This is a genomic window from Mycoplana sp. 10N416, assembly GCF_056394765.1.
In genome coordinates this window covers 1-12620 of sequence record NZ_JBFTIM010000024.1, presented here as the reverse complement: position 1 = coordinate 12620, position 12620 = coordinate 1, and the positions used below count along the sequence as shown (strand labels likewise).

Annotated in this window: 12 protein-coding genes; 1 reads left to right on the top strand and 11 read right to left on the bottom strand. The window is 63.1% G+C overall.

The features are described 5' to 3' along the window. Window positions 1-15: 15 nt before the first annotated feature. Window positions 16-2334, bottom strand: a complete 2319-nt coding sequence (locus AC1DDS_RS24420; RefSeq protein ID WP_477481224.1) for an ABC transporter permease — start codon at window positions 2332-2334, stop codon at window positions 16-18. Continuing rightward, window positions 2334-3305 carry an HlyD family secretion protein gene (locus AC1DDS_RS24415; protein ID WP_477481223.1) on the bottom strand — a complete coding sequence of 324 codons (972 nt, stop codon included), beginning with the start codon at window positions 3303-3305 and terminating at the stop codon, window positions 2334-2336. Before AC1DDS_RS24415 ends, AC1DDS_RS24420 begins: the two co-directional genes overlap by 1 nt. Between AC1DDS_RS24415 and AC1DDS_RS24410 the strand changes: the two genes are divergently transcribed. Further along, a complete protein-coding gene (locus AC1DDS_RS24410; RefSeq protein ID WP_477481222.1) occupies window positions 3289-3765 on the top strand; it encodes a hypothetical protein in 477 nt (158 codons plus the stop codon). The genes AC1DDS_RS24415 and AC1DDS_RS24410 overlap by 17 nt on opposite strands. A gap of 33 nt (window positions 3766-3798) precedes the next feature. On the opposite strand, the gene AC1DDS_RS24405 is transcribed toward AC1DDS_RS24410, so the two are convergent. The 9 genes from AC1DDS_RS24405 to AC1DDS_RS24365 all read right to left on the bottom strand — a co-directional run. Further along, entirely contained in the window at window positions 3799-4737 is a 939-nt protein-coding gene (locus tag AC1DDS_RS24405; RefSeq protein WP_477481221.1) for an alpha/beta fold hydrolase, read from the bottom strand. Window positions 4738-4803: 66 nt separating this feature from the next. Continuing rightward, window positions 4804-6975, bottom strand: coding sequence for a xanthine dehydrogenase family protein molybdopterin-binding subunit (locus AC1DDS_RS24400; RefSeq protein ID WP_477481220.1), 2172 nt, complete (start codon window positions 6973-6975; stop codon window positions 4804-4806). 2 nt (window positions 6976-6977) lie between these two features. Then, window positions 6978-7445, bottom strand: coding sequence for a (2Fe-2S)-binding protein (locus tag AC1DDS_RS24395; RefSeq protein WP_477481219.1), 468 nt, complete (start codon window positions 7443-7445; stop codon window positions 6978-6980). Between the two features lie 79 nt (window positions 7446-7524). After that, window positions 7525-8517: an alpha/beta fold hydrolase gene (locus tag AC1DDS_RS24390; RefSeq protein WP_477481218.1), complete on the bottom strand. Its 993-nt coding sequence runs from the start codon at window positions 8515-8517 to the stop codon at window positions 7525-7527. A gap of 195 nt (window positions 8518-8712) precedes the next feature. Then, a complete protein-coding gene (locus AC1DDS_RS24385) occupies window positions 8713-10020 on the bottom strand; it encodes an epoxide hydrolase family protein (protein ID WP_477481217.1) in 1308 nt (435 codons plus the stop codon). A gap of 152 nt (window positions 10021-10172) precedes the next feature. After that, the gene (locus tag AC1DDS_RS24380) at window positions 10173-11090 is read right to left on the bottom strand and encodes an MBL fold metallo-hydrolase (protein ID WP_477481216.1); all 918 of its coding nucleotides are present in this window, start codon (window positions 11088-11090) and stop codon (window positions 10173-10175) included. A gap of 21 nt (window positions 11091-11111) precedes the next feature. Beyond that, on the bottom strand, window positions 11112-11519 hold the full coding sequence (locus AC1DDS_RS24375; protein ID WP_477481215.1) for a cupin domain-containing protein: 408 nt from the start codon (window positions 11517-11519) through the stop codon (window positions 11112-11114). Next, on the bottom strand, window positions 11516-12331 hold the full coding sequence (locus tag AC1DDS_RS24370; protein WP_477481214.1) for an SDR family oxidoreductase: 816 nt from the start codon (window positions 12329-12331) through the stop codon (window positions 11516-11518). Before AC1DDS_RS24370 ends, AC1DDS_RS24375 begins: the two co-directional genes overlap by 4 nt. A gap of 110 nt (window positions 12332-12441) precedes the next feature. After that, window positions 12442-12620, bottom strand: a 179-nt coding sequence (locus AC1DDS_RS24365; RefSeq protein ID WP_477481240.1) for an alpha/beta hydrolase, incomplete at its 5' end; no start/stop codon positions are given.

Here is a 12620-nt window from a genome sequence, read left to right as displayed (position 1 = left end):
CGATCCAGTAGCCATCTAACCTCTCCGGGCAGATGCAATTCGGGTACCGGCCGCCGCCAGGATCGCATAGGTGCCGGCCAGCGCCCAGAGTCTCATCCAGTCGTCAAAAACGTCAAACAGGGAAGCGCCCATCTGGTTGATGCGCACCAGCGCGTCGATCCCCGAGGTGCTTGGCAGGATCATGCTGGCGGTGCGCAGGGCGGCAGGGATCGCTTCGGGTGGCCAGGCCACTCCGACAAGAAAGAAGAGCGGCAGGCTGATCGCAATGAACAGCAGCACCGCGGTCTCACGGCGCTTGAACCAGCTTCCGGCAAACTGGCCGAGGAAGCTGACGGACAGAATGAAGGGAATGGAAAGCGCCAGAATTTGGAGGACGTGATCGCTCGCGGAAAAACCGTAGACCCTCGGGAGGACGACCAGAAAGAGGGTATAACCCGGCAGCGAAAGCAACAGGTGAGCAAGGCTCTGGCCGATCACCGCCATCAAAGCGCTGCGATTGCGGCGCGCGGCGTGACCACCACCTTCGAACGCTGCGCCGCCAACGGTGGCCACCCCCATCAGAAGCGTCTGTTGCAGGATCAGGACGAAGGCGGCTGGCACAATGTAGCTGCCATAGCCGCCGGTGGGGTTGAAAAGTGGCTGATTGAGGACCTCGACCGGCGCAATGCCAGCCAGCGCGGCGCGGTAGAGGCTGCCATCCGGTCGCGCACTGCGCGCTGCAAGATCGGCGCGGACAGCCCCCACCGATTCCTGGATGCCCTGGAGCGTGCGGTTGTAGAGCAGGAAATACGCGGAATCCACGAAAGCAGGCAACCTTGCGCCAACACCCTTCAGAATGTCGCGCTCCGTACCAGCCGGAATACTCAGGATGCCGAAAACCTCGCGACGCGCCCAGGCCCTCTGCGCTTCTGCCAGCGTGGTTGGCCGAAGCGCGACCTTGAGATTTTCATGAGCATCGAGGGCCTGGATGATCGTCAGGCTGACGTTTGACCGGTCGTCGTCGACGACGGCTACGGGAACATCCTTGATGAGCTGACCAAGATAGGGTTGCGGATAGAGCAGCCCATAGATGATCGGCGCGAGCACGATCAGGCTGAAGGCGCCGCGGTCTCGAAGGATGCGGCCGTATTCGTCGGTGAACGCACGCACGACCCCGATCCGGTCCGGGCCCGGGGGAGCTGGCGGATTACGCACCGGGTGACGGGAAACGGAGCGCAGCCTGATCCAGGCAAGGCCGAAATAGGCGACGGTCAGGCCGCCGAGCATCATGAAAGGCGTGGACGAATCCTGCGCGGGGACACCGCGGGCCGCCTGATCGAACAGAATTTGGATGTACCAGCGCAGCGGTAGAAGAGCGCCCCAGCCACGCGCGAACGCGCCCATGGCAAGAACCGGGAACCCCACGCCCGCATATCCGAAAGCCGGGGAGCAGACGATGCCTGTGAGGCTCAGTCCGAAGGCCAGATTTCGGACCAGCAATTGCAGCAGTGCCCCTATGGAAAGATAGGCGATGATCAACAGAGAGGCCGAAACGCCCACAAGCGCCGCATTGCCGCGAAAGGGTATCTCAAACAGGCCGTGAATGATGCCGAGCCCTACGACCATCATGAGTTGAAAAATGATGAAGTACGGCAAGAGCTTGCCGACGAGCGCAGTCAGGCTGCTTCCTCCAGCAGTCGCCAGCCATTCGCTCATGTTCCGCGACCCGAACTCTGAGCCGACGGCATAGCCGGCAGCGATGGCGATCACGATGTGGAGGACCGTCGGCAAGATCGCACGCAGCAGAAACTGCACATAGTTGAGGGCGGGATTGGTGAGCACATATTGTTCGACGATCAGCGGGCCGGGCTGAAAGGATGTCGCGCGTCGCCCGGGTGGCAGGTCGGCGACGGCGGCCGCGACGGCCGCCTGGAGCGCAGCGGATGCAACATTACCGGGAGTGAAGAACTGCTTGTTGAAGAAGATCACGATCTGCGGCCGCCGCCCGCCCTGAACGTCTCGCTCGAGATCCTTGGGGATGTAGACTGCGGCAATGGCTTTGCCTGATCGGACCGCATGCATTGCATCGTTGAGATCGTCCGACCGCCTGTCGACTTCCACGCCGGGTGCGGCGCTGATCGCGTGAACGAACGTCATAGAAGTCTTCGAGCGGTCCTGATCGACGACATCGACATGGAGGTTGCGGATGACGGCATTGCTGAAGGTCGCAGCGAGTAGTGCGAATGCGAGCAACGGAATGCCGACGACGAGCAGCAGCGCCACCTTGTCGCTCCAGATCCAGGCTGCCTCGCGCGCGGCCACACTGACGATCCCGGGGCGATGGCCGGTTGGCATTATCGTGCCCGCCAGTCCACGTAGGCGCTCATTCCCGGCCGCAAAGCATCGACCTTGTTGACCGGGTAGGCCCGTACCTCGAATGTACGCAGGTCGAAGTCCCCGGTGGCCCGCGTTGCTCGCCACCCGGCATATTCGCCACGCGTTGCAATCGTACGCACCTCGACCTCTATCGGGACGTCGCCAAGCGCGGGAACCCTTGCCGAGAAGCGATTGCCGACCTTCAATCCCTTGAGCAGGTCTTCGCGAAGGTCGAAACGCAGCCAAACGTCGCCGAGGTCGATGAGCGAAAGCAGAGGAATGCCGGGCGAGACATATTCCCCTGGTTCGGCTGCAACCTGATAAACTTGGGCGGCAATGGGGGCGCTGACCGTCAACTCCGCAACCTGTGCCTTGAGGGTGACGATCGCTGCTTCTGCCTTGCCGACGGCAGCCTTTGCGACGCCGCGCTCCTCCGCCGTATATCCGGCGACTGCCTCGTCAGAGGCGAACTTGGCCTGCTCCAAAGATCGCTTGGCAACATCAAGCGATGCGGTCGCTTCATCCAGCTTCTGCAGCGACGCTGTTTCGCTCTTCGTCAATTGAACGGTGCGGTCATAGGTCTGCTGCGCCAGCGTGACGCTCGCCTCACTTGCGGCGACCGCCGCCTTCCGCTCGGCGATGACTTCGGCGCGGGTGCCGACATTGATGCGTGTGAGATCGGCAACAGCGACCAGCCGTGCCGCTTCAGCCTCGCTCAACTTCATCCGGAGCTCTGGATTGTCGATCGTCACGAGCAACTGGCCGGCGCTCACATTGTCACCACGTGACACGGGCCGCTGACCGATGCGGCCCTCGACGCGCGCGGCAATGTCTATGCGCGTGGCATCTGCCTCGCCCTGCACCAGCAGAGGCTGTGGCTGCACCAGATACCACAACGACAATCCCACGATCACAGCCGTGCTGATGACAACGATGGTTGCTGCAGCCACCGGTGTCTTGCCCCGCTCTGCTGGCGGAGGTGTTGGCGACGGCGCGATGTTGTCGTCGATTGCCGGCGTGATCGTTTCCGCTTCGGTGGAAGGATTCGATTTATCCATTTCCGCATGGATAGCGACGTCCGGTGCTTCGGTTAGCCCGGCGTTATCCGCCCTTCTCAAATCGGTCGGGTTCGGCGTCGCGCTCGGCTCGCTGCGTGATGGTTCTTTCACTCCCCCGCCTCCGCGTTCGAGCTCGCATCACAAATTTACTGCAATCGCGCTACCCGCCTTGCCGCCTTTGGCCGGCAGCGCGGCCACCAGGACCTGGCCTCACATCGGACGCGACCACGGCCTCATGGGTGTCGTCGTCCTGGCGATCACGGTGGTAAGCCCGGTCGTCGTTTCGACCCTGAGGCATATCGTAATGGCGGCGGTGTCGCGCCATTTTGGCCATAGCTTACACGAACAATGATTGGAAATATCGTCCGATTTGGTACGGTTCGCGTCACTTCCCTTCCAGAAAATCGCGGATGGTTTCGACTGTGGCCGTTGGCTGTTCCTCCATCAGCCAATGGCCGGAGTTGGGGATCACCACGCCAGTCACGTTCGTGGCAACGAAGCGCATGTCGTCGGCCATCGCGGTGTTGAAGGACTTTTCGGCACCGACCGCCAGGACCGGCATGGCCAGCTTCCCGGTCTTGGCGAGAAGCGCCTTGTTGTCCGCAGCATCCTGCGTAAAGGCGCCGAACTGCTCGAACGCATCATGCATGGCCATGGGCCGCGCATAGAGTTCTGCGTAGTGGTTGCGTGTTGCCTCGCCGATAGCGGCCGGATTGGCGGAAAGCTCGTTGTAGAAGCGGTCCAGATAGATGCGCTCACGCCCCTCGACCAGCCGTTCGACGTCCGGGCCGCGGAAGTTGAAATGCCACAAGCGCGGATCGCGTATGATATTGTCCCAGTCGCCGATGCCAGGCAGCGGTGCATCCATAACGACCCAGCGCGTCACGCGGTCTGGATACTGTGCGGCGAAGGCGTAGCCGACCATGTTGCCAATGTCATGGGTAACGAGATCCGCCTTCTCGATCTTCAGGTGATCGAGCACGCCGGCAATATCCACGCCCTGGTTCTTCTTGGTGTAGCCCGAGTGCGGATGCGCCGAGAGGCCCATGCCGCGCAGGTCAGGAACGATGACGGTGTGGTCCTTTGCCAGCACGGCGGCCAATGGCGCCCACATGTCACCGGTGTCGCCAAAGCCATGCAGCAGGACGACAGCCGGCCCCTGGCCGCCGATGCGGACATGAAGGCTCGTGCCATTGGTCGCGATCTGATCGGAGTGGAACTCGGCCGGGAACGGATCGACACCGCCATACGATACCGAAGCCGCCAGGCAGAAAGCCACGGCGAGACAGAGAACATACGTGTAGGCGGAAATACGTTGGGTCATGGCTCGGCGCTCATCGCTGGAGGTGTTCGGGCCCAAAGCGTTCATCGCAGCTCCCTTCGTCTCGGGTCAGTTGCCCTGCTTCGCTAAAGCGGCCCCGATCGGCATTTTGCGCAGCCGCTTGCCGGTCGCGGCAAAAACCGCATTGGCGATGGCCGGGACGATCAATGATGTTCCGGCCTCACCCAGGCCTCCTGGCGGCGCCTCGCTTTTGACGACATGCACTTCAACAGCCGGGGCTTGGTTCATGCGAAGCATCTGGTAGGTGTCGAAATTGGCCTGCTCGACGCGCCCATTCTTCAATGTGATTTCGCCGTACAGCGCCGCCGTCGTTCCGAACATAATCCCGCCCTGGACCTGCGCCTGCACGGTGTCGGGATTGACCGCGGTGCCGGTGTCAACAGCGCAGACCGCCCGATGCAGACGAACCGCGCCGTCCTCCGACACCTCGACGTCGGCGACCATGGCAAGGTAGCTGCCGAACACCGATTGCAGCGCAACTCCCCGCCCCCTTCCCTTCGGCAATGCCTCCCCCCATCCAGCCTTTTCCGTTGCGAGATCGAGCACCGCCTTCGCCCGCGGCGATTTGGAGAGAAGCGCCCTGCGAAAGGCGACCGGGTCCTGCTTCGCTGCTGCCGCCATCTCGTCGATGAAGCTCTCGGTGACGAAGACGTTGTGCGAGGGACCGACGCTGCGCCAGAAGGCCGTCGGGATGCCTGGCGGTTCCACGCGCACATACTCGACATGGAAGTTCGGCAGACCATAGGGCAGATTTATCGCGCCTTCCGTCGAGTCGGGATCGAGGCCGTTATGGAACCCGGCGGGCAGCCATCGCGCGATGACCGAGGAGCCGGCAAAGCGGTTGGACCAGGCCACCGGCCTGCCCTCTCCGTCCAGTCCTGCTGAGATTCGATCAAACCAATAGGGCCGGTACATGTCGTGCTGGATGTCTTCCTCGCGGGTCCACACGACCTTCACCGGGCCGTCGACTTGCTTGGCGATCTCGACGGCGCGGACTGCGCCATCAGCCTCAAGCCGGCGGCCGAAGCCACCGCCGATCAGATGATTGTGGACGATGACCTTGTCCTGCGGCAGGCCCAAGGCCGCGGCAGCCATCGCCTGGACACGGGCCACGGCTTGGCTGCCGACCCAGATCTCGCACTCGCCCTTGCGGAAGTGCACCGTGCAGTTCATCGGTTCGAGCGCGGCGTGCGCCAGAAAGGGCACCTCGTAATGCGCTTCGAGCTTGGTCACGGCGTTCGCCATCGCCGTTTGGACATCACCGATGTTCTGCGCCACCGCGCCGGAGCCGAGCGTCGCCGCTTCGAGTTCACGGGCGACTGTCTCGGTGTCGAGCGCGGCGTTGGGGCCGTCATCCCACTCGATCTTGAGCGCTTCCAAGCCTTTCTTCGCAGCGCCCATGTGATCGGCGACGACGGCAACGGCGTCGTCGAGCCGGACGACCTCGTGCACGCCATTGACGGCCCTGGCGGCGGTCTCGTCGACGCTCTTCACGCGGCCGCCGAAAACCGGCGACTGCGCGAGGGTTGCGATCTTCACGCCCGCCGGGCGAGCATCGATGCCATAGACGGCCGTCCCGTTGACCTTGGCAGCCGCATCCAGCCGTTTGGCCGGGGTGCCGATGAGCTTGAAATCCTGGGGTGACTTGAGCGACACGGCTTCCGGAACCGGCACCTTTGATGCCTCCGCCGCCAAGTCGCCGTACCCGGCACGCCGGCCAGTCGGCTCGTGGAGCACCTCCCCGTTTTGCGCGAGGCAAGCCGCTTGATTAACGCCCCAGCGCTGCGCCGCAGCCGCAATCAGCATCGTCCTCGCAGTCGCCCCGGCCTCCCGCAGGGGTTTCCAGGCCCCTCGCATTGCATTCGAATTTCCGGTCGCCTGCACTCCCAGCAACGGATTGGCGTAGAGCTTTTCGTTCGGTGGGGCATGCTCCAGGCGAACCTGCGCCAGGCTCACTTCCAGCTCTTCTGCGATCAGCATCGGGATCGCGGTGTAGGTGCCCTGCCCCATCTCGACATAGGGCATGGTCAGGACGACTTCGCCACTGCTGGCGATGCGAATGAACGCGTTCGGAGCGAAGTCGGCTGAACCAGCGGCCTCGCTCCGGCCGAAAGGCAGAGCGAAACCAAGTATCAGCCCGCCGCCGGCGGCAGCGCTGGCCACCAGGAAAGCGCGGCGGGAAAGACTGGAGCCGGTGGATGGGGTGCGAGCGAGGGTCATGGTCAACCCCCGTGCTTGGTTTGCGCGGCAAGCTTGATCGCCTCGCGTATGCGGACATAGGTCCCGCAACGGCAGATATTGCCGCTCATCGCGTCGTCGATGGCGGCATCGGTCGGATTTGGATTGCTCTCGATAAGCGCCGCCGCCGACATGATCTGTCCGGACTGGCAATAGCCGCATTGCACGACCTGGTGATCGAGCCAGGCCTTCTGGATAGCTGCCCCGGCCGGGGTCGCGCCGATGCCTTCGATGGTGGTCACCTTCGACTCACCGATGCTGTCGACGGTGGTGATGCAGGATCTGGTCGCCACGCCATCGATATGGACAGTGCACGCGCCGCACAGCGCCACTCCACAACCGAACTTGGTGCCGGTCATGCCGATCACATCGCGCAGGATCCATAACAATGGCGTGTCACCGTCGACATCGACGCTATGCGGGTTCCCGTTGATTTCGATGGTGAAGGCCATGATGCTTCCCTTCCATCTTGCGTGGTCCGGCGATCACCGGTGAGGCCCTTTCGTGATTGTCGTTGCCAGCGCCTGGGCGCTACGCCAGGAAGCGCACAATCTCAGGGTTGATCTCGTCCGCTCGCGTCCAGGTCAAACCGTGGGACGCTCCCTTGATCTCCACGAATTTGACATTCTTGATCATCTTGGCTTGGCGCCGCGCGGTCGCATCCGGCGGCAGGATGCGATCGTCGTCGCCATGGATGATCATTGTCGGTATGTCATTTCGCGAGATGTCGGCGCGGAAGTCTTCGAGCCAGGCGTCGACGCAAGCCACAGTCCCGAGCGGCGAGGCACCGATCGCAACCGCCCAATTGGCTAGTATGACCTGTTCGCTGACGCGCTTGCCGTCCTCGCCGCCGACATTGTAGAAGTTGTTCAAGAACCCCCTCAACGCGGCCGGCCGGTCCGCCTTGAGAGCGGCACGGGTGTCATCGAATCCTTTACCATCCAGGCCCTCGGGATTGTCGGCGGTCTTGAGAAGAAAGGGACCGATCGTGCCGATCAGCACTGCCTGCCGTACCCGCTCGGTGCCGTATTTGCCGATGTACCGGGTAATCTCGCCGGTCCCCATGGAGTGTCCAACCAGCGCCACGCCGGTAAGATCCAAGGTGCTGAGCAAGACATCAAGGTCGGCCGCGAGCGTATCGTAATCGTAGCCGACACCGGGCTTGCTCGAGCGGCCGAAGCCACGGCGGTCATACGTGATCACCCGATGACCGGCAGCAAGCAATGCCGGCGTTTGCTTTTCCCAGGCGTCGCCATTGAGTGGCCAGCCGTGAATGAGAACGACCGGTGGGCCGGAGCCGTGGTCCTCGACGTAGAGTTCGATAGGCTGCGAGTTTTCCTGGCCGACCTTGATGTGACCTAAGGTACGTTCCTTCTTGGTTTTGGCGACCGCGGCTGTCGAAAGCAGCGGCGCGGCAAGTCCGGCCGTGGCTAGAGCAAGCGTTGCTCGCCGGGAAATTCCATTCTCCGACGCAAGTGAATGGCTGCAGTCATGCGCTGGGGCATCAGGTCGAACGGCATCCATCAGTAGCCTCCATTTTCCAACTGTTCACGCGGAACGATGCAGTGACAGCGGCTTTGTTCGCCGGTCGGTATGGTCCCAAGGCTGGCCGCGACGTCGTAGAAGTGGCAGAGAACGCATCCATGGACTGTCTTCAGATTTCGTAGGCGCAGACTGGCCGAGCGCGAGAAATGCTCTCAGCCTTGAAGCTCACGTCGGTTACCGCAGCGACGCGAAGCTCGCGCGCATCTCCTCGACGAAGAACGTCGGTTGTTCCCAGGCCGCAAAGTGACCGCCTTTGGGAGCCTTGTTGTAGTGAATCAGCTCGGGATAGGCCTTCTCCACCCAGCTTTGTGGCGCGGTGTAGATCTCGTCCGGGAAGGCGGTGACGGCGACCGGGATAGTGATGCCGCGCACATCGAAGAAGCCGCCCGTCGGATGATGCGCGTTGTCCCAGTAGAGCCGCGCCGAGGAGACCGCGGTGTTGGTGAGCCAGTAGAGCGTGATATTGTCGAGAACATCGTCCTTTGACAGCCCCTCGGTCGCGCCGACGAAAACGCGCGCGATCATCTTCTGGCTTCGATCGTCATGATCCATCATCCAGGCCGCGAGGCCGACCGGCGAATCGACCAGTGCATAGAGAGTTTGCGGGCGGTTATTCATCTCGATCGCGTAGCCGAGGCCGTTCTTGTTGAAGAAGTCGAGCTGGTTCCAGGCAATGAGCTCGTCGGGCGAGAGCCCCTCCGGTGGCGCTCCCGCGGCGAGGGATTTGTTGATCTCGGCCGGAACTGCCGCCGGCATGTTGGTGTGGATGCCGGCCAGTCCGGGCGGCTGCTGCAAGGCCATATGCTCGGTGACCGCATTGCCCCAATCGCCGCCCTGGGCAACGTAGCGTGTGTAGCCGAGGCGCTGCATTAGCACGGCCCAGGCCTTGGCGATACGCGGCGGGTTCCAGCCGACCTCCGTGGGCTTGCCGGAGAAGCCATACCCGGGCAGCGACGGCACAACGAGGTGGAAGGCATCCGCTTCCGTTCCGCCATACGCCGTGGGATCGGTCAACGGACCGATGATTTTCATCTGCTCGATGATCGAGCCGGGCCAGCCGTGCGTGACGATCAACGGCAGCGCCTTGTCGTGCTTCGAACGCACGTGAATGAAATGGATGTCAAGCCCGTCAATCTCGGTGATGAACTGCGGCCAGGCGTTGAGCCTCGCCTCGGCCGTCCGCCAGTCATAGTCGGCCTGCCAGTACTGCGCGAGGTTTTGCATGGTCGCGAGGCGCACACCTTGGGTCTCATCGGGGACCTGCTCCTTGTCTGGCCAGCGGGTTGCCGCGACGCGCCGATGAAGATCGGCAAGTTGGTCTTCGGATGCCTCGAAGCGAAACGGACGAATATCGTCGCCGTGGGGCGTGGCTGAAAGTTGCGAGGGGAGCAGGCTGGAGGCACTCGCGGCCGCAACACCCACCGTAGCCGCAGCCAAAAGCCGGCGTCGAACCTGATCGACTGTTTGCTTGCTGGTGTTCATGTGACTTTCCCTCTGTCGATGGATGCTCACTGCTGCCCCTTGTGCGCGACACGGTAGCGGGGCCGAATCCTAAGCCGGCGAAGACGTAAGAAGCAGCGACTAAATGGGTATCGTTTCCAATGCATATGTTCGTTTCGTTCGGACGTTGCGGGTCAATACTCCCAGGGGGCCGGCACCCAACGAAAGACGTCGCCGTCGACCGCCACATGGCAGACGGACGGGAACGGCAGGTGAGTGGCCACCAGCGGCTCGCGGTTCGCCGCCAACTCCCGAAGGAGACGGACCCGAACGCGGGCCGCCTCCTCGGGGTCGTGTTCGAAGCCGTTGTACCAGTCGGGATGCTCGAACCCGACCGCGAACACCGCGTCACCGGCAAACGTCAGCCGATTGCCGCCGGATGCCATTCGGACCACGCTGTGCCCCGGGGTGTGGCCGCCGGTGCGACGGACTAGCACCCCCGGCGCCACCTCGAATTCCGTCAAGAAAGGCCGCATCTGACTGTCGTATTCATTCAAGAACCGCGTGGCCGCCCGCCGAAGCGCGTCCGGGAACCCCGGCGGCATGGAGACGCGGGAGAAATCCGGCGACGCCCAGAACTCGGCCTCGGCGGCCGCCAGGTGAATTCGTAGGTCCTGACGCAGACGGTCCCTCACCCCGTCGACGAGCAGCCCGCCAATATGGTCCATGTGCAGATGAGTCAGCACCACGTCGGTCACTGATGCGAGATCGACGCCGGCGGCCTCCAGTCGTTGGACCAACCGCCCTGCCCTCGGCAAGTTCGAGTCCGGGTCCGCGCCGAGCCCAGCGTCAATGAGTATGGTTCGGCCGCCGCTGCGCGCCACGACCACGTTCAGCGCCCACTCCAGAACGTCCGGCGGCAGGAACATGTCCTCCAGCCAAGCCGCCCGAGCGGCCGGGTCGGCGTTGTGGCCCAACATCTCGCCCGGCAGCGATAGCACCCCGTCGCTGACCACCATGACGTCAATATCGCCGACCCGCAGGGCGTAGCGCGACGGCACCAACTCGTCCGGACCCGGTCTATCCGGGTGTGAGGTACTGCCCAAGCTCATGTCTGCCTCCTGCCGTAAACGTCACTGTGCGGGCATGAGCGCCGGGGCGCCCTTGTCCTTGATCAGGAGCACCAGGAATTTCGCCGGCTGGGTGTCGCTCGCGTTCCGGTCGACGACGTGAATGTCGTCAGGGCCCTCATAGAAGGACTGTCCTGGCGTCAGTGTCACCTGTTGTCCGCCCTTTAGCTGCATCACGACGGAGCCTTCCAGCACATAGACAAACGCATGTGCATTGTGCCGGTGGATAGCGCTCGACCCGCCGGGCGCATGCTCGACGGTGATCATCAGAGCTTCCCTGCCGGGGCTCTCCGGAAGATCCATGGACATGAGTGCCGTGACCTTGGGCTCCTTAGGCTCCTTAGGCTCCTGAGCCACCGCCGTGCCGATCACGAGGCAAAGAGGAATCAACGCAACGAGCCTGATCGTCATGGTCGCCTCACGTTTGTTATCCGGGCACCAGTTCGGACGGATCGGGGCGTACTCGGATCCGGAGAGGCTGCCTGTGAGCGGCGGAGCCATTCGTCGAAACCGATGCGGCCGAGGCGCGCCTCGCCCAAGGGCACGAGCGAATGCTCCTGGACCCGGCCGCCGTAGTATTGGGCCTCGGGGTCGCTCACGACCTCACGCGGGTCGCCAACCGCCTTCAGATAGCGGGCGACGAATTCGTTGAACGGCGCTCGCTCCGGACCGGCGATCTCGACGATGCCGCTTCGCGGCGCTGCGATTGCCACATCGGCAACGACGGCGGCAACGTCGTCCGCCGCGATGGGCTGAAACAGGACCGGCGGGAGCCTGACTATGTTTCCATCCGCACTGGAATTGGCGATGGCGCCGAGGAATTCCAGGAACTGGGTCGCGCGAACGATGGTGTATGGGATGCCGGATGTCCTGATCAGTTTTTCCTGGGCGACCTTGGCGCGGAAATAGCCATTGTCTGTCCGGTCGACTGCGACGATCGATAGCGCGACGTGGTGCCGGACGTTCGCTGCCGCCTCAGCAGCGACAAGGTTGCGGCCGGAGGTCTCGAAGAACTGAAGCACCGCCTTGTCTTCAAATGAGGGTGAGTTGGCAAGGTCGATGACCACCTGCGTGTCCGCCATGGCCTCTTTGAGGCCCTCGCCGGTGATCGTGTCAACGCCGCTGTTGGGCGAGGCGGCGACGACCTCGTGGCCGCCCTGGCGCAAAATGGCGACGGTCTTCGACCCGATCAGACCGGTGCCGCCGATGACAACGATCTTCATGGTTTATCCTCCTTTGCCGCAGGCGCCCGGCTGCTGCGCTTCCGCCGTCAGCGACCGTGTCGCTCGGGATGTCGGGCGGCTGATTGTTGCTCGTGTGGGCCTCGCGGCTATCAGGCCGCGAAGACCTCACGCAGGTATTGCGTCGCCTGTTCAAGGGCACCACGCACCGGAGGTGTGTTCGCGATCGGGTTGAGCAGCATGAAGTCGTGGATCGTGCCATTGTAGCGGACCGATGTGACCGGAACGCCAGCCGCTGCCAGCTTGCGGCCATACGCCTCGCCTTCATCGC

Bases quoted from the DNA above. Each gene is read 5' to 3' on its own strand.
- AC1DDS_RS24400 (WP_477481220.1), bottom strand. From the start codon at position 6,975: ATGACCCTCGCTCGCACCCCATCCACCGGCTCCAGTCTTTCCCGCCGC.
- AC1DDS_RS24405 (WP_477481221.1), bottom strand. From the start codon at position 4,737: ATGACCCAACGTATTTCCGCCTACACGTATGTTCTCTGTCTCGCCGTG.
- AC1DDS_RS24395 (WP_477481219.1), bottom strand. From the start codon at position 7,445: ATGGCCTTCACCATCGAAATCAACGGGAACCCGCATAGCGTCGATGTC.
- AC1DDS_RS24410 (WP_477481222.1), top strand. From the start codon at position 3,289: ATGGTTGCTGCAGCCACCGGTGTCTTGCCCCGCTCTGCTGGCGGAGGT.
- AC1DDS_RS24380 (WP_477481216.1), bottom strand. From the start codon at position 11,090: ATGAGCTTGGGCAGTACCTCACACCCGGATAGACCGGGTCCGGACGAG.
- AC1DDS_RS24390 (WP_477481218.1), bottom strand. From the start codon at position 8,517: ATGGATGCCGTTCGACCTGATGCCCCAGCGCATGACTGCAGCCATTCA.
- AC1DDS_RS24370 (WP_477481214.1), bottom strand. From the start codon at position 12,331: ATGAAGATCGTTGTCATCGGCGGCACCGGTCTGATCGGGTCGAAGACC.
- AC1DDS_RS24385 (WP_477481217.1), bottom strand. From the start codon at position 10,020: ATGAACACCAGCAAGCAAACAGTCGATCAGGTTCGACGCCGGCTTTTG.
- AC1DDS_RS24420 (WP_477481224.1), bottom strand. From the start codon at position 2,334: ATGCCAACCGGCCATCGCCCCGGGATCGTCAGTGTGGCCGCGCGCGAG.
- AC1DDS_RS24375 (WP_477481215.1), bottom strand. From the start codon at position 11,519: ATGACGATCAGGCTCGTTGCGTTGATTCCTCTTTGCCTCGTGATCGGC.